20 protein-coding genes, 1 tRNA gene and 1 pseudogene are annotated in these 19409 nt (G+C 70.7%); 13 read left to right on the top strand and 9 right to left on the bottom strand.

Features of this window, described 5'->3' with window-relative positions:
• Positions 1 to 110: pseudogene (locus ACLNEE_RS07425) on the bottom strand (photosystem II D2 protein (photosystem q(a) protein)); the annotation flags it as partial.
• Positions 111 to 261: 151 nt separating this feature from the next.
• Here ACLNEE_RS07425 and ACLNEE_RS07420 point away from each other — a divergent pair.
• The 4 genes from ACLNEE_RS07420 to ACLNEE_RS07405 all read left to right on the top strand — a co-directional run bounded on the left by ACLNEE_RS07420 (position 262) and on the right by ACLNEE_RS07405 (position 2586).
• Entirely contained in the window at positions 262 to 525 is a 264-nt protein-coding gene (locus tag ACLNEE_RS07420) for a hypothetical protein (protein ID WP_411423827.1), read from the top strand.
• A 5-nt stretch (positions 526 to 530) separates the two neighbouring features.
• On the top strand, positions 531 to 1217 hold the full coding sequence (locus ACLNEE_RS07415; protein ID WP_411423826.1) for an ABC transporter ATP-binding protein: 687 nt from the start codon (positions 531 to 533) through the stop codon (positions 1215 to 1217).
• An 81-nt stretch (positions 1218 to 1298) separates the two neighbouring features.
• Positions 1299 to 1370, top strand: a tRNA-Asn gene (locus ACLNEE_RS07410).
• 451 nt (positions 1371 to 1821) lie between these two features.
• Positions 1822 to 2586 (top strand): response regulator transcription factor, encoded by a 765-nt coding sequence (locus ACLNEE_RS07405; protein ID WP_411423832.1) that lies wholly within the window; start codon positions 1822 to 1824, stop codon positions 2584 to 2586.
• A gap of 3 nt (positions 2587 to 2589) precedes the next feature.
• On the opposite strand, the gene ACLNEE_RS07400 is transcribed toward ACLNEE_RS07405, so the two are convergent.
• Genes ACLNEE_RS07400 through ACLNEE_RS07390 form a run of 3 tightly spaced genes read right to left on the bottom strand, consistent with a single transcriptional unit; the run spans position 2590 to position 6681 of the window.
• The gene (locus ACLNEE_RS07400; RefSeq protein WP_411423825.1) at positions 2590 to 3543 is read right to left on the bottom strand and encodes a DNA polymerase III subunit delta'; all 954 of its coding nucleotides are present in this window, start codon (positions 3541 to 3543) and stop codon (positions 2590 to 2592) included.
• Positions 3540 to 4196: a dTMP kinase gene (tmk, locus tag ACLNEE_RS07395; RefSeq protein WP_411423824.1), complete on the bottom strand. Its 657-nt coding sequence runs from the start codon at positions 4194 to 4196 to the stop codon at positions 3540 to 3542. The genes ACLNEE_RS07400 and tmk overlap by 4 nt, the downstream gene beginning before the upstream one ends.
• Positions 4186 to 6681 (bottom strand): heavy metal translocating P-type ATPase, encoded by a 2496-nt coding sequence (locus tag ACLNEE_RS07390; protein WP_412006946.1) that lies wholly within the window; start codon positions 6679 to 6681, stop codon positions 4186 to 4188. The genes tmk and ACLNEE_RS07390 overlap by 11 nt, the downstream gene beginning before the upstream one ends.
• A 77-nt stretch (positions 6682 to 6758) precedes the next feature.
• On the opposite strand from ACLNEE_RS07390, the gene ACLNEE_RS07385 reads away from it, so the two are divergent.
• Positions 6759 to 7280, top strand: a complete 522-nt coding sequence (locus tag ACLNEE_RS07385; protein WP_411423822.1) for a photosystem I assembly protein Ycf3 — start codon at positions 6759 to 6761, stop codon at positions 7278 to 7280.
• 37 nt (positions 7281 to 7317) lie between these two features.
• On the opposite strand, the gene radA is transcribed toward ACLNEE_RS07385, so the two are convergent.
• Entirely contained in the window at positions 7318 to 8775 is a 1458-nt protein-coding gene (radA, locus tag ACLNEE_RS07380) for a DNA repair protein RadA (protein ID WP_411423821.1), read from the bottom strand.
• Between the two features lie 102 nt (positions 8776 to 8877).
• On the opposite strand from radA, the gene rpaB reads away from it, so the two are divergent.
• The 5 genes from rpaB (at position 8878) to ACLNEE_RS07355 (ending at position 13755) form a co-directional block, all read left to right on the top strand.
• Entirely contained in the window at positions 8878 to 9636 is a 759-nt protein-coding gene (rpaB, locus tag ACLNEE_RS07375) for a response regulator transcription factor RpaB (RefSeq protein WP_411423820.1), read from the top strand.
• A complete protein-coding gene (gene plsX / locus ACLNEE_RS07370; RefSeq protein WP_412006945.1) occupies positions 9617 to 10948 on the top strand; it encodes a phosphate acyltransferase PlsX in 1332 nt (443 codons plus the stop codon). Before rpaB ends, plsX begins: the two co-directional genes overlap by 20 nt.
• Positions 10949 to 11031: 83 nt before the next feature.
• Positions 11032 to 12024 (top strand): beta-ketoacyl-ACP synthase III, encoded by a 993-nt coding sequence (locus ACLNEE_RS07365; RefSeq protein WP_411423830.1) that lies wholly within the window; start codon positions 11032 to 11034, stop codon positions 12022 to 12024.
• Between the two features lie 52 nt (positions 12025 to 12076).
• Positions 12077 to 12967 (top strand): ACP S-malonyltransferase, encoded by an 891-nt coding sequence (fabD, locus tag ACLNEE_RS07360; protein WP_411423819.1) that lies wholly within the window; start codon positions 12077 to 12079, stop codon positions 12965 to 12967.
• Positions 12964 to 13755 carry a lysophospholipid acyltransferase family protein gene (locus ACLNEE_RS07355; protein ID WP_411423818.1) on the top strand — a complete coding sequence of 264 codons (792 nt, stop codon included), beginning with the start codon at positions 12964 to 12966 and terminating at the stop codon, positions 13753 to 13755. The genes fabD and ACLNEE_RS07355 overlap by 4 nt, the downstream gene beginning before the upstream one ends.
• On the opposite strand, the gene ACLNEE_RS07350 is transcribed toward ACLNEE_RS07355, so the two are convergent.
• From ACLNEE_RS07350 to ACLNEE_RS07340, 3 genes are read right to left on the bottom strand one after another with little or no spacing between them, the layout of a single operon-like run.
• Entirely contained in the window at positions 13655 to 14362 is a 708-nt protein-coding gene (locus ACLNEE_RS07350) for a YdcF family protein (RefSeq protein WP_411423817.1), read from the bottom strand. The two genes, ACLNEE_RS07355 and ACLNEE_RS07350, sit on opposite strands and share 101 nt — an antisense overlap.
• On the bottom strand, positions 14362 to 15006 hold the full coding sequence (gene tsaB, locus ACLNEE_RS07345; RefSeq protein WP_411423816.1) for a tRNA (adenosine(37)-N6)-threonylcarbamoyltransferase complex dimerization subunit type 1 TsaB: 645 nt from the start codon (positions 15004 to 15006) through the stop codon (positions 14362 to 14364). Before tsaB ends, ACLNEE_RS07350 begins: the two co-directional genes overlap by 1 nt.
• A complete protein-coding gene (locus ACLNEE_RS07340) occupies positions 15003 to 15254 on the bottom strand; it encodes a Ycf34 family protein (protein WP_412006944.1) in 252 nt (83 codons plus the stop codon). The genes tsaB and ACLNEE_RS07340 overlap by 4 nt, the downstream gene beginning before the upstream one ends.
• Here ACLNEE_RS07340 and ACLNEE_RS07335 point away from each other — a divergent pair.
• From ACLNEE_RS07335 to ACLNEE_RS07325, 3 genes are all read left to right on the top strand, one after another.
• A complete protein-coding gene (locus tag ACLNEE_RS07335) occupies positions 15247 to 16518 on the top strand; it encodes a hypothetical protein (protein WP_412006943.1) in 1272 nt (423 codons plus the stop codon). The two genes, ACLNEE_RS07340 and ACLNEE_RS07335, sit on opposite strands and share 8 nt — an antisense overlap.
• Before the next feature lie 70 nt (positions 16519 to 16588).
• Positions 16589 to 17014, top strand: coding sequence for an RNA recognition motif domain-containing protein (locus tag ACLNEE_RS07330; protein ID WP_412006942.1), 426 nt, complete (start codon positions 16589 to 16591; stop codon positions 17012 to 17014).
• A 118-nt stretch (positions 17015 to 17132) separates the two neighbouring features.
• On the top strand, positions 17133 to 18110 hold the full coding sequence (locus tag ACLNEE_RS07325) for an alpha/beta fold hydrolase (RefSeq protein WP_411423812.1): 978 nt from the start codon (positions 17133 to 17135) through the stop codon (positions 18108 to 18110).
• A 100-nt stretch (positions 18111 to 18210) separates the two neighbouring features.
• Here the strand turns inward: ACLNEE_RS07325 and ACLNEE_RS07320 are convergent, their stop codons facing one another.
• Positions 18211 to 19161 (bottom strand): phytoene synthase, encoded by a 951-nt coding sequence (locus ACLNEE_RS07320; protein WP_412006941.1) that lies wholly within the window; start codon positions 19159 to 19161, stop codon positions 18211 to 18213.
• Positions 19162 to 19409: the final 248 nt, after the last annotated feature.

Genomic DNA, 19409 nt, shown 5'->3' with positions numbered 1-19409 from the left:
AACAGCAGCAGGCCGGACCACCCCACAAATACGAAGCGGTCGCGCTTGAGCCAGTCATCGAGGACGTCGAACCATCCCCGCTGCGGCAGGCGCCCTACAGCGATCGTCATGAGAAGCGGACTTCATGAAGCGTTACGTGTTCGATCGTACGGGGCGGAGACCCGAACTGCGACCCGGACCGGGAGCGTTTGAGCACAACGACCTAGCCACACCGTTCGCCAGAGTGGGCGCCTGAGCCCTGCTCCCCCCTTCCCTCCTCCCATGTACGTCGTCGAGCTCTCCCTCAAGCTCAGTCCCATGCCCATTGCCGTCCAGCGCAAGGAACTGACCGAGGCCCAGAGCCTCTACGCCACGGTGAAGCAGGCCCTGGAAGGCATGGGTCCAAGGGTCCTGGAACTGACCTGTGAAAAGGAAGCCGACAAGAAGGTCAGCCTGCTGACGAGCGAGCTGGTCGCCGTTCAGATGTATGAGAAGTCGGCCAGCGCCGGCAGCGCCAAGCGCCCCGGTTTCAGCTTCGACGGCTGAGCCCGGTGGACTCCCCTCTCGGGGGTGCGGCCTGTCCCCTCCAGGTGGAGCGCCTCGGCTTTGCCTGGCCCAACGGACACGCGGCCCTGCGGCACTGCTCCCTGCGGATTCCCCACCCCGGCCTCTGGATGCTGGTGGGGAGCAATGGCAGCGGCAAAAGCACGCTGCTCCGCCTGATTGCAGGGCTGCTGGAGCCGCGCACCGGTCGGATCGCGGTTCCCGGGCGCACGGCGCTGGTCTTCCAGAACCCCGACCATCAGCTGCTCCTGCCGAGCTGCGGCAGTGATCTTCTGCTGGCGATCGACCCCGGGCTGGAGCGGCAGGCGCGGGAGCGCCGGGTGGAGCAGGTGCTGGAGTCCGTGGGGCTCGCCGGGCTCGCCAGCCGTCCGATCCACAGCCTCAGCGGAGGGCAGAAACAACGGCTCGCCATCGCCGCCGCCCTGGCGAGCGAGGCAGATCTGCTGCTCCTGGATGAACCCACCGCACTTCTGGACCCGGACAGCCAGCGGGAGGTGCTGGAGCTGATCCGTCAGCTGACCGCCTCCGCCGGCGGCGGGATCACCGCCCTCTGGATCACCCACCGTCTGGAGGAACTCCAGCACTGTGAGGGAGCCGCGGTGATGGAGGACGGGCATGTGGGGCCGTGGGAGAGCGGCGCCGCCGTGGCCCAGCGGCTGAATCGGCCGGCCTGAGCGGACCGCTTGCGGCGCGGCAAGTCCGAGGGGTAAGGTCGTCGAGCCGGCGTCGCCGGCTGCACCCACCACGGGTCGTCATCCTCGGTAGCTCAGCGGTAGAGCGGTCGGCTGTTAACCGATTGGTCGCAGGTTCGAATCCCGCCCGGGGAGTTCAACTCCATCCCATCGCCCAGTCCCGGCACCCCCCGGCGCAGGCACCCCGGGCCTGAGATCCTCAGGTTGTGGGTCCGCCCCTGCTGGCAGGCCCATGGGCTCGTGGGGCGACGGCGTCTGGGGACGATGGCCTCGAAGGCAGTTCTGAACGGCCTCGAACAACCGCGCTGGGCAAGAACAAGGGCCCACGGCTGCTCGGTTGCCAGAGAACCGGGCAAATCACAACAGAAGAGTCGAAAATCATCCTGAAGATCTCTCGGACTCGGCGTCCCGGGCAGGGCCCAGATCCCAGATCACAGCTGCATTGAGGCCCATCAGGGGCCCGCGGGCGTACCGGCGTGACCAGGCCCCGGTCACACCAACGCCGGCAGGAGCGGGGAGAATGCTGCCGACCCCTTCGCTGTGGTCGCCCGACTCTCTGCTCAGCAGCCATCTCACCGCGCCAGCCATGAAACCGTGCATCCTGCTGATCGAGGACGACAGCGACATGCGTGAACTCGTTGCCGGCCATCTCGAACACGGTGGCTTCGACGTTCAGCGCGCGGATGACGGCATCAAGGGCCAGGCCCTCGCCCTGCAGTACGCCCCGGACCTGATCCTGCTCGACCTGATGCTCCCCAAGGTCGATGGCCTCACCCTGTGTCAGCGGCTGCGCCGGGACGAGCGGACCGCCCGCATTCCGATCCTGATGCTCACCGCCCTGGCCGACACGAAGGACAAGGTGAGCGGTTTCAACTCCGGAGCGGACGACTACCTCACCAAGCCCTTCGATCTCGAGGAGCTCACCGTGCGGGTGAAGGCACTGCTGCGCCGCAGCGAACATGCCCCACTGTCCACCCAGCACAACGAAATCCTCAGCTACGGCCCCCTCACCCTGGTGCCGGAGCGGTTTGAAGCCATCTGGTTCGATCAGGCGGTGCGCCTCACCCACCTGGAATTCGAATTGCTGCACTGTCTGCTGCAGCGCCATGGCCAGACGGTCTCCCCCGCCCTGATCCTCAAGGAGGTGTGGGGCTACGAACCGGACGATGACATCGAGACCATCCGTGTGCATGTGCGGCACCTGCGCACCAAGCTCGAACCCGACCCCCGCAAACCCCGCTTCATCAAGACTGTCTACGGAGCGGGCTACTGCCTGGAACTGCCCAACGCCGAGCAGGCGTCCGAGCTGATCCCCATGGTCCAGGGCTCCCGCACGGCCCAGGTCGGTTAGGGCTCAGCCGCCCAGGCCCGCCAGTTCGAGCAGGGCCACCTCCCAGGCAAGCCGTGGCTGCACATAGGACAGCAGGTGGCTGCGGAGCCGCTCGAGCCGCTGCAACACCGCCGGCTGCCGCAACGTCCGCCAGAGCGCCAGCTGCCACCAGGTGAGCAGCCAGAGCTGCTGCTCCGCGTCCAGGGCTTCGGTGAGATCCCGCGCCAGCGCCAGCGCCTCGAAGGGATCGGCCGCCATGGGCAGGCTGAGAAGCCGGTCCACCAGGCCCTCCGGCAGGGACTGCCACTGCTGGCGATGGGCCAGCAGCGCTCCCGGGGAGCCGGCCGCCAGGGCGAGCAGCTCCTCGGTGTCGGCAACGGCGGGCGGGGGCGCGGACGCCAGCACCCGCGCCAGACTCTCGGCCGGCAGGCGACCGAAACGCACCCGCTGGCATCGGGAGTGGATCGTGCTGAGCAGCTGTTCCGGCGACGCCGAGATCAGCAGCAGCATGCCGCCTCCAGGTTCCTCGAGGGTCTTGAGCAGGGCATTGGCCGGAGCCTCCGCCATGGCCTCCACCTGTTCCAACACCACCAGACAACCGGGGGCCTCGACCGGACGGCGGGCCAGGAATCGGGAGACCTCGCGGATCTGCTCCAGGCGCAGCTGCGGCGGGCTGCGCCGGTTCACGCCGCGTTCCAGGGCCTGGGAGGCCGGCACCAGCTGGCCCTTGTCCAGGTAGGTGGGCTCCACCCAGAGCACATCAGGATGGTTGCCGGCCTCCAGGCGGCGCCGGACGGCAGGCTCCCCCTCGGGTCCGGCGATCACACCCTCGAGAAACCGCAGGGCGGCCAGCCGCCTGCCGACCCCCTCGGGTCCGGTGAACAGGTAGGCCGGTGCCAGCCGTTGCCGCCGCAGCGCCGCCGCCAGCAGCGTCACCGCCGGATCCTGGCCCAGCAGGTCGGCGAAGAGCGCCGTCATGGACGGCTGGCCAGACGGGTCAGGGCCCGACGGCAGTCCTCGGTGATCTGCTCGGGCCTGGCCCGGGCATCGATGCGGCACCAGCCCCGCCGTTGCGCCAGGGCCGTGAAGCCCGCAGCGACCCGCTCCAGAAAGGGAGAGCCGCCCGACTCGATCCGATCGGCCGCCCGCCCGCCCCGACGCCGGCCCGCCTCGGCCAGGGGAAGATCCAGCCAGAGGGTGAGATCGGGCTGCACCCCCCCGGTGGCCACCTGCTCCAGCTGTTCGATCAGCGGCAGGGAGAGCCCCCGGCCGTAGCCCTGGTAAGCCAGCGTGGAGCCACTGAAGCGGTCGCTGAGCACCCAGTCGCCCGCCGCCAGCGCCGGGCGGATCGTCTGCTCCACGTGCTGGGCCCGATCCGCCGCATAGAGCAGCAGCTCGGCCGTGCTGCCCGGTGCCGAATCCCCGGGGGGGTGAAGCAGGAGCTCGCGCAGGGCCAGGCCCAGGGGGGTTCCGCCCGGTTCCCGGGTCACGATCAGCTGCCGACCCGGCGGCAGGCAGCCGGCCTCGGGAAGACGCAGCCACCGGCTCAGCGCCTCCAACTGGGTGGTCTTGCCGCAGCCGTCGATGCCCTCGAGCACCACGAAGCGGCCCTGCCTGCCCTCAGCTGCCACGGCCGCGGATTCCCAGCTGGCCGACATCCTGCTGCAGGGCCAACGCATTGAGCACGACCGTGATCGAGCTCAAGGCCATCAGCAGGGCCGCCAGCGGGGGGTTGATCAGCAGTCCGAGGCTCGGCAGCAGGGCGCCGGCGGCGACCGGCAGCAGCAGCAGGTTGTAGCCGAAGGCCCAGGCCAGGTTCTGCCGCACCTTGGCCATGGTGCGGGAGGCCAGATCCAGCCCCAGCAGGATGCCGTCCAGGCGCTCGCCGAGCACCACCAGCCCGGCACTGTCCTGGGCAATGCCGGTGCCGGTGCCCACGGCGATGCCGAGGTCGGCGGCCGCCAGGGCGGGCGCATCGTTGATGCCATCGCCGACCATGGCCACCGGAGCGCTCCGGCGCTGGGCCGCGACGATGGCCGCGAGCTTCTCTTCGGGTGTCTGGCGCCAGGCCAATTCCTGCGGGGCCAGGCCCAGCTGGCCGCCCAGCCGCCTGACGGCCTCGGCATGGTCGCCGCTGAGCAGACCGAGCTGGAGACCCCGATGGCGCAGGTCGGCCAGCACGGACGACGCCTCGGGGCGGGGCTGGTCCTGCACCGCGATCAGCCCCAGCACCTCCCCGCCCATGGCCAGGGCGAGCACCGTGGCCCCGCCGGCCTCGAGCCGCTGCTGGGCCTCCAGGGCAGGGCCGGCCGGGTCCCGGACCACCCAGCCGAGCCGCCCCAGGCGACAGGACTGCCCCTCCAGCTCCCCTTCCACCCCGGCGCCGGGGATGGTGTGGGCTGCGGAGACCTCCAGCAGCCGCAGCTCGCGGGCCTCGGCCTCCTGCAACAGGGCGTAGGCCAGGGGGTGGCGGGTGGTGGCCTCGAGGCTGGCCGCCAGCTGGAGGAGGCGGGCCTCCCCAGGGCCGGGCCGATCGCTCGGCTGGGGCAGCGGAACCAGGGCGGTCACCAGGGGGCGGCCGCGGGTGAGGGTCCCGGTCTTGTCGAACAGGATGGTGCGCAGGGCGGCGGCCGTTTCGATCGCCTCCCCGCCGCGGAACAGCAGCCCACGCCGGGCGGCCAGCCCGGTGCCGACGGTGATGGCGGTGGGGGTGGCCAGCCCGAGGGCACAGGGGCAGGCCACCACGAGCACGGCGATGGCCAGCTCCAGGGCGAGGACAAGGGGTGTGGTGGCTCCGGCACCGAGCAGGCCGTGGCGGCCATGGACCGCGTGGGCGTGGTGCGCCGGCTGCAACACCGCAGGCCACAGGGCTGCCCCCCACAGCCACCAGAACAGGAACGTGGCCAGGGCCAGAGCCAGCACCGCCAGGGTGAACCGGCCCGCGACCCGATCGGCCAGACCCTGGATCGGAGCCTTGCGGGCCATCGCCTGCTCCACCAGGTGGATGATGCGGGCCACGGCACTCTCGGCCCCGGGGCGCCGCACCTCCAGCAGCAGGGTCCCCTGCAGGTTCAGGGATCCGGCCGCCACCTCCTCGCCCGGCTCCACGGTCTGGGGCAGGGGCTCGCCAGTCAGGCCGGAGACATCGAGGGACGAGGTCCCCTCCAGCACCAGCGCATCGACCGGCAGCCGATCCCCCGGCAGAACGCGGATCCGGTCACCGGGCCGCAGTCCGCCCACCCGGACCTGCCGTGGGGGCCCGGCCTCCATCACCAGCAGAGCCGTGTCCGGCTGCAGCGCCGCCAGCTTCTGCAGGGCCTCGCCGGTGCGGTAGCGCGCCCGCTCCTCGAGGAAACGGCCGAGCAGAACAAAGCCCAGCAGCATCACCGGCTCGTTGAAGAAGCAGGGAAGTCCACTGGCAGGCCAGAGCAGACCGACCAGGCTGGCCAGGTAGGCGCTGCCCACTCCCAGGCCGATCAGGGTGTCCATCGAGGGGATGCCGGCCAGGGCGGCGCGGGCACCGGCCAGCAGGATCGGCCGGCCTGGCACGGCCAGGGCGATGGTGGCGATGCCCCCGTGCAGCCACAGCAGACCCGGCTGGGGCGCCAGATGGCCGAGTCCGGAGAGCACCAGCAGCAGCAGGGCCACCACCAGCTGGCGCCAGCGGCTCCACCACTGGCGCTCCTGCTGGCGGATGGCCTGGGAGGGCGGGGCGGCCTGCTCGCGCAGCGAGGCCTGGAACCCCAGGGCGGCCAGGGACTCCTGCAGCCCCTGCAGGAATCCTGCCTCACTCTGAGCCTCTGTCTGGGCCTCCCTCTGCGCATCCGCTCCGGCAGGGAACGGCTCCCGTTCGATCCAGGCGGTGCGGGTCAGCAGGTTCACGCTGGTCTGGCGCACGCCGGGCTGGGCGAGCAGGCGCTGTTCCACAGCCCGCACACAGCCGCCGCACTTCATCCCCTCGATCTCGAGCAGGAGAGGATCCGGAGGCAGGGGATCGCGCAGGCTGGGTTTGCGCAGGCTGGGGTCGTCCAGGCTGGGGTCGTTCTGAAGATGCTCGGGGTGGCGGGACTCCGTGGAGCGGGTGGGGAGGACGTCGGGCAGCTGCTGCGCGGCCAAGGCCAGACCGGGGGCTGTTCGGCTCAGGCTAGGCAGATCAGCCAGGATGGACACCTTCGAAGCTCCTTGAACCACCGGTGCCCCGCTCCCAACGCAACGACAACTTCATCGACAAGAGCTTCACGGTGATGGCCGACCTGATCCTCAAGGTCCTGCCCACCAACCGGCGGGCCAAGGAAGCCTTCGCCTATTACCGCGATGGCATGAGCGCCCAGGCGGATGGCGAATACGCCGAAGCCCTGGAGAACTACGAGGAGGCGCTCAAGCTCGAGGACGACCCCAATGACAAGGCCTTCATCCTCTACAACATGGCCCTGGTGTTCGCCTCCAACGGGGAGCACCAGAAGGCTCTCGGCTACTACGCCCAGGCCCTGGACCTCAACAGCAAGATGCCCCAGGTGCTCAACAACATGGCGGTGATCCACCACCATCTGGGCTCGATCGCCGAGGAGAAGGGCGATGCGGACGAGGCCGACCGCTGCTACGACCTGGCTGCCGACTGCTGGGGCAAGGCGATCCGCCTGGCCCCCAACAACTACATCGAGGCACAGAACTGGCTGAAGACCAGCGGACGCGGCAGCGTCGACGTCTACTTCTGAGCAGCGGGCGCGGTTCAGCTCACCGTGCCGGGGCCGTTCAGCCCGCCTCATCCGCCGGGTTCACCCCAAGGGCCGCCACCAGAGCCTCGGCGATGGTGGCGGCCTCGAGGAGCTGCAGATCCAGACCGGCGGCGGTCGCCCCCAGACCGCTGCCGCGCGGCACCACCGCACGGGAGAACCCCAGCCGCGCCGATTCCTGCAGGCGCAGCTCCAGCTGACCGACTGGCCGCAACTGGCCACCCAGACCCAGCTCGCCGATCAGCACGGTTCCGGGGGGCAGGATCAGATCGCGGAAACTGGCCACCACCGCCGCGGCCACGCCGAGGTCTGCCGCCGGTTCCTCCACCTCCAGCCCCCCGGCCACGGCGAGGTAGCAGTCGAAACGCGAGAGCGGCAAGCCGAGGTGCTTCTCCAGCACCGCCAGGATCTGGTGCAGCCGGTTCACGGCAATGCCGGTGGCGCTGCGCCGCGGGCTGGCATAGCTCGTGGTGCTGACCAGAGCCTGAAGCTCCACCAGCAGGGGCCTGGTGCCCTCGCAGGCCACGATTGTGGCGCTGCCGCTGCTGGGCTCCTGGCCGCCGAGGAACAGCTCACTGGGATTGGTCACCTCCGCCAGGCCCCGGTCCCGCATCTCGAACACGCCCAGCTCATGGGTGGCCCCGAAGCGGTTCTTGACGGCCCGCAGCAGCCGGTGGCTGGCGAAGCGGTCCCCCTCGAAGGTGAGCACCGCATCGACCAGGTGCTCCAGCACCTTGGGACCGGCCAGCATGCCTTCCTTGGTGACGTGCCCCACCAGCAGCAGGGCCGTGTCCTGCCGCTTGGCGATCCGCGCCAGCGCGGCAGCGCACTCCCGTACCTGGGCGACGGAGCCCGGCGCACTGGCCAGCTCGGCATCGTGGAGGGCCTGGATGCTGTCGATGATCGCCACGGCGGGCCGCAGGGTCTCCAGCTCCTGCAGGACCAGCTCCAGATCGGTCTCGGCGAGCAGCTGAAGATCCGCCGCAGCGGAGCCCGAGAAGGCGGCGGCAGCCGAGGACGCGGCAGGTGGCGGGGTGTCGCCGGGGCGACCCAGCCGGCTCCAGCGCAGCTTCACCTGCTGGGCCGATTCCTCCGCGCTCACGTAGAGCACGCAGGCCCCCTCGGCCATGGCCCGGGCGCTCTGCAGAAGCAGGGTGCTCTTGCCGATGCCGGGATCCCCCCCGAGCAGCACCAGGGAGCCGGGCACCAGCCCACCGCCCAGCACCCGATCCAGCTCGCCGTAGCCGCTGGGCAGCCGCTGCAGGGGGCGGTTCCCCACCGCCGCGATCGATTCCGAGCGACGGGGGCGCGACGGCTCGGCGGCCTCGGCCGCCGCCGGCCGGCGGCGGCGGGCATCTGCGTTCAGCGGCTGCTCCACCAGGGTGTTCCAGCTGCCGCAGCCGCTGCAGCGCCCGAAGAACTGGCGCGTCCTGGCCCCACAGCTGCTGCAGACGTAGAAAGAGACAGGCTTGGCCACGGCGAAGACGGGAGGACTATGAAGAAAGGTGGCGTTGCATGAATCCCGCCCCCCTCAGAGCTTTTCAGTAGGGCGATCTGATGTAGCAGCCCGAAGGAGGCGATGACAGCGTCCCCCAGCAGTCCAGGCAAAGAGAAGGAGACGATTCTGGTCGTCGACGACGAGGCCAGCATCCGCCGGATCCTGGAAACCCGGCTGTCGATGATCGGCTACCAGGTGGTCACCGCCTCGGATGGGGTCGAGGCCCTGGAACTCTTCCGCCACAACCCCCCCGACCTGGTGGTGCTGGACGTGATGATGCCGAAGCTCGACGGCTACGGCGTCTGCCAGGAGCTCCGCAAGGAGTCCGACGTGCCGATCGTGATGCTCACGGCCCTCGGCGATGTGGCGGACCGGATCACGGGCCTGGAGCTCGGGGCCGACGACTACGTCGTGAAGCCGTTCAGCCCCAAGGAGCTCGAGGCCCGCATCCGCTGCGTGCTGCGGCGGGTGGAGAAGGAGCAGGTGGCCGGCATCCCCAATTCCGGCGTGATCCAGGTGGGCGACCTGCGCATCGACACCAACAAGCGGCAGGTCTACCGGGGCGATGAGCGCATCCGCCTCACCGGCATGGAATTCAGCCTCCTGGAGCTGCTGGTGAGCCGCAGCGGCGAACCCTTCAGCCGGGGGGAGATTCTCAAGGAAGTGTGGGGCTATACCCCCGAGCGTCACGTGGACACCCGGGTGGTGGATGTCCATATCTCCCGGCTGCGCTCCAAACTGGAGGACGATCCGGCCAACCCCGAGCTGATCCTCACGGCTCGCGGCACCGGCTACCTGTTCCAACGCATCGTCGATCCCGTTGCCCCCGAAGGAGCCTGACAAGCGCGCCAAGCCCAGGCGAGCGATCCGCCGCCTGGTGATCTGGTACCGCCGCAACGCCGCTGTCACCAGCCTGGTCGACACGGCCACCTCCGCCGCCACCACCGCCGGCAGCATGGCCGGGGCCGCCGTCTCCGGGGCCGGCAGCGTCGCAGGGGCGGCCACGAGTGCGGCCCACACCGTGCTGCAACCCCTGGTGTTCGACCCGCTGCGGCGCCTGCAGCGCGGCCTCGGCGGGCCCGACGAGGACGCCCCGATCAACGACGCCGACAGACTGTGGGTGGCGGTGGACGGCATGGGAGGCGATCACGCCCCGGGGCCGATCCTCGAAGGCTGCCTCCAGGCCGTGGAGCGCCTCCCCCTGCGGGTGCGCTTCGTGGCCGAGACCGCTCCCCTGCAGACCGCCGTCGCCGAACTGGGGCTGCGCGACCAACTGGATGAGGCCGTCGCCGCCGGGCTGATCGAGCTGGTGGCCAGCGGGCCCTCGGTGGGCATGCACGAGGAGGCCACGGTCGTGCGCCGCAAGCGCGACGCCAGCATCAACATGGCGATGGACCTGGTGAAGCAGGGCAAGGCCACCGCCGTCTACTCGGCGGGCAACTCCGGAGCCGTGATGGCCTCGGCGATCTTCCGGCTGGGCCGGCTCAAGGGGATCGACCGGCCCGCCATCGGCGCCCTGTTCCCCACCAAGGATCCGGAGCAGCAGGTGCTGGTGCTCGACGTGGGCGCCAACATGGACTGCAAGCCCGACTGGCTGCTCCAGTTCGCCCTGCTCGGCAACATCTACAGCCGTGACGTGCTCCAGGTGGCGCGCCCCCGCATCGGTCTGGTGAACATCGGCGAGGAGGAGTGCAAGGGCAACGAGCTGTGCCTGCGCACCCACCAGCTGCTGGCGGCGGAATCCCGCTTCCTGTTCGCGGGGAACTGTGAGGGCCGCGACATCCTCTCCGGAGCGTTCGACGTGGTGGTCTGTGACGGCTTCACCGGCAACGTGCTGCTGAAGTTCCTCGAGAGCGTCGGCAGTGTGCTGCTGGATGTGATCAAGGTGGAATTGCCGCGGGGCCGCCGCGGCAAGGTGGGCTCGGCGTTTCTGATCAACAACCTGCGCCGCATCAAGAAACGCCTCGACCATGCCGAGCACGGCGGAGCACTCCTGCTGGGGGTTGACGGGGTGTGCGTGATCGGCCACGGCAGCAGCAGGGCCCTGTCCGTGCTGAGCGCCCTGCGGCTGGCCCATTCCGCCGCCAACCACCGCGTCATGGACAACCTCCATGCCCTCAGCGAAGCGAGTGACGCAATCGCCTGTGGTTGACTGAGCCAACTTGCGGGCTGATCCCCGTGGCGCTCGGCGTTTCGCTCAGCCAGGCAGGCAACCAGGGCACATCCGCCGCTGGCATGGCCCTGGTGGGCTGTGGCAGCGCCGTCCCCGTGGCCAGCGTCACCAACCAGCAACTCAGCGAGCGGGTCGACACCAGCGATGCGTGGATCCGCTCCCGCACCGGTATCGCCGCCCGGCGGGTCTCCGGCCCCGGGGAACCCCTGAGCCACCTGGCCACCCGGGCGGCGGCCGCGGCGCTGGAGCACGCCGGATGGCGGGCCGAGGAGGTCGACCTGATCCTGCTGGCCACCTCCAGCCCGGATGATCTGTTCGGCACGGCGCCGCTGGTGCAGGGCAACCTGGGGGCCATCCAGGCGGTGGCGTTCGATCTCACCGCCGCCTGCAGCGGCTTCCTGTTTGCCCTGATCACCGCCGGCCAGTACATCGCCGGCGGATCAGTGCGCCGGGCGCTGGTGATCGGCGCTGACCAGCTCAGCCGCTGGGTGGACTGGGACGATCGCAGCACCTGTGTGCTGTTCGGCGACGGGGCCGGGGCTGTGGCCGTCGAGGCCTGTGCCCCCCAGCAGTCGGGCCTGCTCGGCTTCCGCATGCGCTCGGACGGCACCCGCAACAGCTGCCTGACCCTGGCCCAGACCACCCATCAGGAGCCGCTGCTCGGCGACCTCACCACCCAGCGGGGGGGATTCGCCCCGATCCAGATGAACGGGCAGGAGGTCTACAAGTTCGCGGTGCGGGAAGTGCCGGCGATCCTCAGCGAGCTGCTCGAAGCCACCGGCACCCGCGCTGACCAGCTCGACTGGCTGCTGCTGCACCAGGCCAACCAGCGCATCCTCGACGCCGTGGCGGAGCGCTTCGCCGTTCCCAGCGAGCAGGTGCTCAGCAACCTGGCCCACTACGGCAACACCTCGGCCGCCACGATTCCGCTGATGCTCGACGAGGCCGTGCGGGATGGCCGGGTCAGGCCCGGCCATCTGCTCGCCAGCAGCGGCTTCGGCGCTGGCCTCAGCTGGGGCGCGGCCCTGCTCCGCTGGAGCGGCCCCGGGGTCTAGGGGTAGACACCCACGGCCCTAACCTCCTGCCGATGTGATCAGGGGCTGCGGCATGGGCATTGCCTGGGTGTTTCCCGGCCAGGGGTCCCAGAAGGTGGGGATGGCGGCCGGGGTGCTGGAGCTGCCCGGGGCCCGCGAGCGGTTCAGCCTGGCCTCCGATCTGCTGGGCCGGGACCTGCTGGCCATCTGTTCCGGCGAGGCTGACGGGGACCTCAGCGATCTCAACGACACCCGCAACACCCAGCCGGCCCTGTTCGTCGTCGAGAGCCTGCTGGTGGATGGCCTGCGGGCCCAGGGACGCCAGCCGAGCCTGGTGGCGGGCCACAGCCTCGGTGAATTGGTGGCCCTCTACGCCGCCGGCGTCTTCGATGCCGCCACCGGGCTGGAGCTGATGCAGATCCGCAGCGAGCTGATGGCCGCCAGCGGCGGCGGCGCCATGACCGCCGTGATGGGCTTTGAGCGCGGCGAGCTGGAAGCCCTGGTCGCGGCCACCGAAGGGGTGGTGATCGCCAACGACAACAGCAGCGCCCAGGTGGTGCTCTCCGGGACACCGGAGGCCGTCGCCCAGGTCTGTGGCTCCCTGAACTGCAAGCGGGCCATTCCCCTGGCGGTGAGCGGCGCCTTCCACTCACCCTTCATGGCCGAGGCCGCCGCGGCCTTCGCCGCCAGGCTGGAGAGCGTGCCCTTCGCCGAGGCGACGGTGCCCGTGCTCAGCAACACCGACCCCAGCCCGGAACGCAGCGGCACCGTGCTCAGGAACCGGTTGCGCCACCAGATGACCACGGGGGTGCGCTGGCGCGAGATCATGGACCGCTGTGTCGCCGAGGGGATCGACACGGCCGTGGAGATCGGCCCGGGGAATGTGCTGAGCGGCTTGATCCGGCGCAGCTGCCCCGGGGTCACCACCGTCCAGATCGCGACCGCCGCGGATCTGGCGCTGTGAGCCGCTCCGGACTGCGCCCCGGCAGCCGCCCGGTGAATGCCGTGAAGCGGGTGCTCAGACGCCGCAAGCGGGCCGAGCCCCCCGCCCTGATCCGCACGCCGAAGCCCAGCCTCGTGTACCGGCTGATCAGTTATCTGCTGGTGTTCCCGATCTACCGGCTGCTGTTCCGGGGCCGCACCGCCGGGAACGCCAACGTGCCCCGGGAGGGAGCCCTGGTGGTGGTGGCCAACCACGGATCCCATCTGGATCCGCCCCTGCTGGGCCATGCCCTCGGCCGCCCCGTCGCCTTCATGGCGAAGGCCGAGCTGTTCCGGGTGCCCCTGCTGGGCCCGATCATCCGGGCCTGCGGCGCCTACCCGGTCTCCCGCGGGGCCAGTGATCGGGAGGCCATCCGCACCGCCACCGACCGACTGGAAGAGGGCTGGGCCACCGGCGTGTTCCTCGACGGCACGCGCCAGGCCAACGGCCGCGTCAACCAGCCGCTGGCCGGTGCCGCCCTGCTGGCCGCCCGCGCCGGGGTGCCCCTGCTGCCGGTCGCCATCCTCAACAGCCACCGGGCCCTGGGACCTGGGCGCCAGGGGGCCCGTCTGGTGCCGATCCACATCCGCATCGGCACACCCATCCCACCGCCCGCCTCGCGGCGGCGGCCGGATCTGGAAGCCGCGACCCTCGCCTGCCAGCAGCAGATCAACGCCCTGCTGGATCAGGGGCTGATCCCCCCTGGCGCGCTGCCACCGGCAGCAGACTCAGCCGTTCTGCCGCCCAGCGCTTCAGATCCCGACCGCTGAGCACCCAGAGGGCGGCCCGCAACCCATCCCCCCAGACCTTCCGGCGGCTCTCCGGCTGACACAGCGCACCGCAGCCGACCGGTTCCGGGGTGAGATGGATCCCGCGGCTGCCCGCCACGATCCTGCCCACCAGCAGGGCCCGGTCCATGTGGTCGCTGCTCGTGACCAGCAGGGCGTGGCGGATGCGGGCCCGGCGCAGGTCATCGACCAGGGAGGTGAAGTTGGAGAGGGTGTCGTTGGCCCGGTAGTCGAGCTGCACCTGGCCGGGCGGCAGACCCTGGCGCTGCTCGAACAGCCAGTGGGCGTACTCCGGATTGCTGCCGCCGCTCACCACCACCGGCAGGCCGAGCTGCTTGGCGATCCTGGCCGCATGGCGCTCCCGGTCCAGATCGCCTCCGAGCACCAGGATCATCTGGGGGGGAGGGGGGGAGGGCCACCACCAGCCCCGCGACAACCAGATCAGGCTGCCCAGCAGCAGCAGCAGCACCCAGCGCCGCCAGCCGGCCCTGCGGCGGCGGCGACGCGGACCACGGCGGCGGCGCTGGGGGACCGGCGCCAGGCGGCTGGCCGCGGGGGAGCGGCGATGGCGATGCGGTGGTGCCTGCATCAGACGCTCGCCACCGGAGAGGTGGGATAGACCGGCAGCACCGGTTGCCAGGGTCCCGGCAGCCCGTGCCCGTGGGCCAGGGTCGCCAGGTCCAGCAGCTGGCGCACATCCGCCAGGACATCGACGCAGGCGGGGAGCAGTGGAGGCTCGGCCGTGGGGGCCCCGGGGGCGGTGGGGGTCGCCGCGGTCCGGATGGCCTCGATGTCCGGATAGAGCCGCGGTGCACACCACTCGCCCAGGCCCCCCAGCGCCCCCGGATCCGGGCCGTAGAGGCCCGCCACCACCCCCCGACGGGGCAGCTCCTGCACCAGCCAGGCCGGCGCCGGCAAGGCCAGCCGCCTGGCGATCAGCTGAAAGCTCCCCACGCCGTCCAGGGGCACGGCGAGCTGCTGGGCGAGGGTGCGTGCCAGCACCACCGTGAGCCGGGTGGCGGTGAACCCGCCCGGCCCGATGGCGACGGCCAGGCGGACCAGATCCGGCCAGGCCGCCCCAGGAAGGACGGCTTCCACGCAGTCGAGCAGGCCGTTGGAGAGATCCCGTCCCAGCTCGAAGTGCTGCAGGCGATCCGGCTCCGCCCCATCCAGCCGGTGGGCGGCCACCCCGAGCCCCGGACCGGTGCTGTGCAGCGCAAGCAACCAGCTCATCGGGGCATGGCCAGGCCGGGGCGGAGCCGCTGCCAGCGGCCAGGCTCGGGACAGAAGGAGCCGCAGGCCCGCACGTCCCATTCCACCCCGACCCCACCCTCCGGGAGATCCATCACCTGCACGTGGATGCGCGGGGCTTCGGGGCTGAAGTCGGGCTGACCGCAGAGATGGGGCGCACCGTGCTGCTGCTCCACCGCGTGGTAGGCCTGACAGCGGTCGACCCAGCGGCAGTCCACACAGATGCACATCCCGGCCAGGCCGCGCCAGGCGCCCATTGTGGCGGGTGGGCTCCCTGCTGACGAGCTGGCCGAGCGGCTCAGGCAACGCCTTGATCTGCCCACCTGGCCCCTGCCGCTGCATCTGCTGCCCCCCGGCACGGCCCTGGTGGGGGGGGCTGTGCGCGATGGGCTGCTGGGTCGGCTGGCGCTTCAACCGGATCTGGATCTGGTGGTGCCCACCGGGGCCATCCATCTCTGCCGCCGCCTGGCCACCAGCCTCGGCGGCAGCTGCGTGGTGCTCGACCGCACCCATGACATCGCCCGGCTGGTCCTGCGGGGCTGGACGATCGACCTGGCCCGCCAGGACGGTGCAGGCCTGGAGGACGACCTGCGCCGCAGGGACTACACCGCCAACGCCATCGCCCTGCCCCTGGGGGGCCCGGCCAGGCTGGTGGATCCCACCGGCGGGCTGGACGATCTGCGGACAGCCCGGCTGGTGGCGGTGAGCGAAGCCAACCTGCAGGCCGATCCGCTGCGCCTGCTGAGGGGGGTGCGGCTGAGCTGGGAGCTTGGCCTCGAGCTCGAGGTCACCAGCGGCGAATGGATTCGGCGCCATGCCGCCAGCCTCGTCCAGGTGGCCGGTGAACGGGTTCTGACGGAGCTGGAGAAACTGGCTGCCGTCCCCGAGGGCCACGGCGGTCTGATCTGGAGCCTGGAGCAGGGGCTCCTGAGCGGCTGGGGCGCCGACCCGAGCGCCTCGGGCCGGCTGCGGAGCTTCACGCCGGAGCAGGCGACCGCCTGTGGCCTGGCCCCCCTGGAACGGGCCTGGGCGCTGCCCCTGGCCAGGCTGGCCGCCCTGTTGCCGGCGGAAGCCCTGGCCAGGCTGCACAGCAGCCGGCAGCTGCAGCTGCGGAGTGATCGGCTGCGCCGCTGGTGGGAGCGGCTGGAGGGCCGTCCGGACCTGGAACATCTGCCGGAATCCCGGCGTCTCGAGCTCCAGCAGGAGCTGGAGGCCGACCTGCCCGCCCTGCTGCTCCCCCTCCTCCCCGCCGCGGCCCGGGGATATCTCACCCGCTGGCGCCGGCAGGACGACCCGCTGTTCCATCCCATGCCTCCCCTGAACGGCGACCAGCTGCAGCGGGAGCTGGGCCTGGCACCCGGGCGCCAGCTTGGGGACCTGCTCCACCACCTCACCCGTGAGCGCGCCTTCGGCCGGATTCCGGAGGCGGATCCGGCCGGTCGCGCTGTGGCGATCGACACAGCCCGGGCCTGGCTGGGCCGGCGGCGTGATTAACTTTCTGATGCGAAGGCGTGAGTCAGAGGTTTCTCCTCGCCAGCTGAAGTATTCCCTTTCCCCTCCATCCATGAGCATTCGTCTCTACGTCGGCAACCTGCCGCAAACCTTTGATGCCAAGGAGCTCGAAGCTCTGTTCACCGCTGTGGGCGAGGGGGTGCGCTTCAAGGCGGTCAACGACCGGGAAACGGGTGCCTGCCGGGGCTTCGGCTTCGCCAACGTGGATGACCAGAAGCTGGCCGAGGCCGTGATCGCCCAGCTCAACGGCCGCGACTTCGGCGGCAACAGCCTGCGCATCGAGATCTCCGAGCGCAAGGATGCCCGTGGCGGCGCCCAGCCGGATCGCCGCGGGCCCGGCGGCTCCGCTCCGCTGCGCAAGGCCGTCAACAAGGTCGTCCATGCCGACGAGGTCGACAGCCAGGCTCCGGATCCCCGCTGGGCCGGTGAGCTGGCCAAGCTGAAGCAGCTGCTGGACAACCAGAAAGCGGCGGTCTGAGCTGCCCGCCCGGCCACACCGATGGCTCACGGGAGGGAGGGCCATCGGGGGCGCCCCTCCCCCTCGCCGGGGGAGGCGTGGATCGCTCGCCCAGCCGGAACCCCCGTGATCCGATCCCATGACCCTCTACCCCTATCCAGCCGACTGGCTGGGTGCCTACCGCTGGCAGGGTCTGGATGTCAGCTTCATGGCCGCACCGGGCCCCTGCCTGGGCGATGCCGAGCCTGCTGAGGATCCAGGAGATCCCCGGCCCGCTGCCGTGGTCCTGATCCACGGCTTCGGGGCCTGCAAGGAGCACTGGCGCCACAACGTGGCAGCGCTGCGCCGTACACGGGCGGTCTACGCCCTCGATCTGATCGGCTTCGGCGCCAGCAGCAAACCCCGCTCCTGCCTGCCCCACGAACTCCCCGAAGCTGGGAGCCTCTGCTATGGCATCGACCTCTGGGCAGCCCAGGTAGTCGCCTTTCTCACCGCCCAGCAGACCGGCGCGGTGCAGCTGGTGGGCAACTCGATCGGGGGTGTGGTCGCCCTGGCAGCGGCCAGCCGACTGGAGGCGGAAGGCCGGCCCTGCCGGGGCGTGGTCCTGGTCGACTGTGCCCAGCGGGCGCTGGATGAGAAGCGCCTGGCCGAACAACCCACCCTGCTCCGCTGGGCACGCCCCGGGCTCAGAACCCTGGTGCGTCAACGCTGGCTCACCCAGCTGCTGTTTCGATCCCTGGCCAGACCGGGCGTGATCCGCCGGGTGCTGCTCCAGGCCTATCCCTCCGGGGCCAACGTGGATGATCAGCTGGTGGAGCTGCTGCTGCGGCCTGCCCTCCAGCCGGGTGCCAGCGAGGCCTTCCGCGGATTCATCAACCTGTTCGAGGACCGGCTCGCCCCCGATCTGCTGGCCACCCTCTCCACGCCGGTGAGGATGATCTGGGGGCAACAGGACCCCTGGGAACCCATCGCCGAGGCGCGCCGGTGGACGCACTTTCCCTGTGTGCGGGAGTTGCATGAACTGCCCGGCCTGGGCCACTGTCCCCACGACGAAGCGCCGGCGCTGGTGAATCCCCTGCTGGCCAGCGCCCTGGCCGAGGCCGACACGATCAGCTGAGCGGTTTGCTGAACCGAACTGAACTCAACTGAACTGAACTCAACTGAACTGAACTCAACCGAACCGAACCGCCGGGCCTGGGGCCTCGACGGCCGACGAGTCAGCGCACCTGGGCCACCACGAAGCTCAGGGGAAGATCGAGCAGCTTGCCGCTCCGGGGCACGAAGGCCCGTTTGTTGAAGACGTCGTAGTCGTGCTGTTCGATCACATCGAGGATGCCGCGATAGAGGCGCAACGAGGCCCAGACGGGCCAGCGGGCATCCGGAGCCAGCCAGCGCACACCCTCCTCAGCGCGGGCGAACCACCGGCGGGCGCGCTCCACCTGGAAACGCATCAGGGCACGCCAGTTGTCATTCAGCAGACCCGCCATCAACGCATCCTCGCCGTAATCGAAACGGGCCAGGTCTTCCTGGGGCAGGTAGATGCGCCCGCGGCTGCGGTCCTCCCCCACGTCCCGAAGGATGTTGGTGAGCTGGTTGGCGATCCCGAGGGCAACGGCGGCATCGGAGGTGTCCGGCGCGTCGCTCCAGGGGGCGGATGTGTAAGCCGCGTCCCGCCCCATGACTTCCTGCGTCATCAGACCCACGGTGCCTGCCACCCGGTAGCAGTAGAGCGCCAGCTCCTTGAAGGTGCCGTAGCGGTGCTGACGCAGATCCATGCGCTGCCCCTCGATCATGTCGAGGTAGGGCTGCAGCGGCTGGGGGTAGCGCTGCAGTGTGTCCTGCATGACCAGATCGAGACCATCGCGGACCACCCCGTCGAAGAGGTCCCGGGTGCGCCGTTCCCACTGGTCGAGCCGGGCAGCCAGCTCCTCCACCGGCCGGGCCTGGGCCTCGGCACTGTCCATCAGCTCATCGGTCCGGCGACACCAGACATAGATGGCCCAGATCGCCCGGCGCTTGGCCGGTGGCATCAGCAGCGTGCCGAGATAGAAGGTCTTGGCCCACTGGGCGGTCTCCTGCCGGCATTGCTCGTAGGCCTGGTCGAGGCTGGGCAGCACGACGGGGTGACCGGGGCGTTGGCCATGCTGGCAGAGCAGGGTGTCCATCATCCAGACACCTGGCTCAGCGGGGCCGGACCGCTGGGGCCTCGGCGGGATCCATCGCTCGAACGGTGGGGCGGGATTCGGTGGGGACGGATGACGATGGCGCTGTCCTGGGGGTGACGTTGGCTGGCCGGGTGTCGAGCCCCCGAGGGAGCCCCCACGCCGTGGCTGGAGTGCCATCCTGACCCAGATCCAGAGGCTCAAGCGCCTGAGCTGGGCCAGGGGAGTGGAGACAGGGGAGGAGCGGGAGGCGG

It is taken from the genome of Aphanothece stagnina RSMan2012 (assembly GCF_046764815.1).
Classification (GTDB): domain Bacteria; phylum Cyanobacteriota; class Cyanobacteriia; order PCC-6307; family Cyanobiaceae; genus NIES-981.
This window is presented reverse-complemented; position numbering and strand designations above follow the sequence as displayed.

Excerpts from the sequence above, each read along its gene's own strand:
- ACLNEE_RS07420 (WP_411423827.1), top strand. The coding sequence starts at position 262 with ATGTACGTCGTCGAGCTCTCCCTCAAGCTCAGTCCCATGCCCATTGCC.
- ACLNEE_RS07405 (WP_411423832.1), top strand. The coding sequence starts at position 1,822 with ATGAAACCGTGCATCCTGCTGATCGAGGACGACAGCGACATGCGTGAA.
- ACLNEE_RS07400 (WP_411423825.1), bottom strand. The coding sequence starts at position 3,543 with ATGACGGCGCTCTTCGCCGACCTGCTGGGCCAGGATCCGGCGGTGACG.
- rpaB (WP_411423820.1), top strand. The coding sequence starts at position 8,878 with ATGACAGCGTCCCCCAGCAGTCCAGGCAAAGAGAAGGAGACGATTCTG.
- ACLNEE_RS07365 (WP_411423830.1), top strand. The coding sequence starts at position 11,032 with ATGGCCCTGGTGGGCTGTGGCAGCGCCGTCCCCGTGGCCAGCGTCACC.
- fabD (WP_411423819.1), top strand. The coding sequence starts at position 12,077 with ATGGGCATTGCCTGGGTGTTTCCCGGCCAGGGGTCCCAGAAGGTGGGG.
- ACLNEE_RS07350 (WP_411423817.1), bottom strand. The coding sequence starts at position 14,362 with ATGCAGGCACCACCGCATCGCCATCGCCGCTCCCCCGCGGCCAGCCGC.
- tsaB (WP_411423816.1), bottom strand. The coding sequence starts at position 15,006 with ATGAGCTGGTTGCTTGCGCTGCACAGCACCGGTCCGGGGCTCGGGGTG.
- ACLNEE_RS07335 (WP_412006943.1), top strand. The coding sequence starts at position 15,247 with ATGCACATCCCGGCCAGGCCGCGCCAGGCGCCCATTGTGGCGGGTGGG.
- ACLNEE_RS07340 (WP_412006944.1), bottom strand. The coding sequence starts at position 15,254 with ATGTGCATCTGTGTGGACTGCCGCTGGGTCGACCGCTGTCAGGCCTAC.
- ACLNEE_RS07330 (WP_412006942.1), top strand. The coding sequence starts at position 16,589 with ATGAGCATTCGTCTCTACGTCGGCAACCTGCCGCAAACCTTTGATGCC.
- ACLNEE_RS07325 (WP_411423812.1), top strand. The coding sequence starts at position 17,133 with ATGACCCTCTACCCCTATCCAGCCGACTGGCTGGGTGCCTACCGCTGG.
- ACLNEE_RS07320 (WP_412006941.1), bottom strand. The coding sequence starts at position 19,161 with ATGATGGACACCCTGCTCTGCCAGCATGGCCAACGCCCCGGTCACCCC.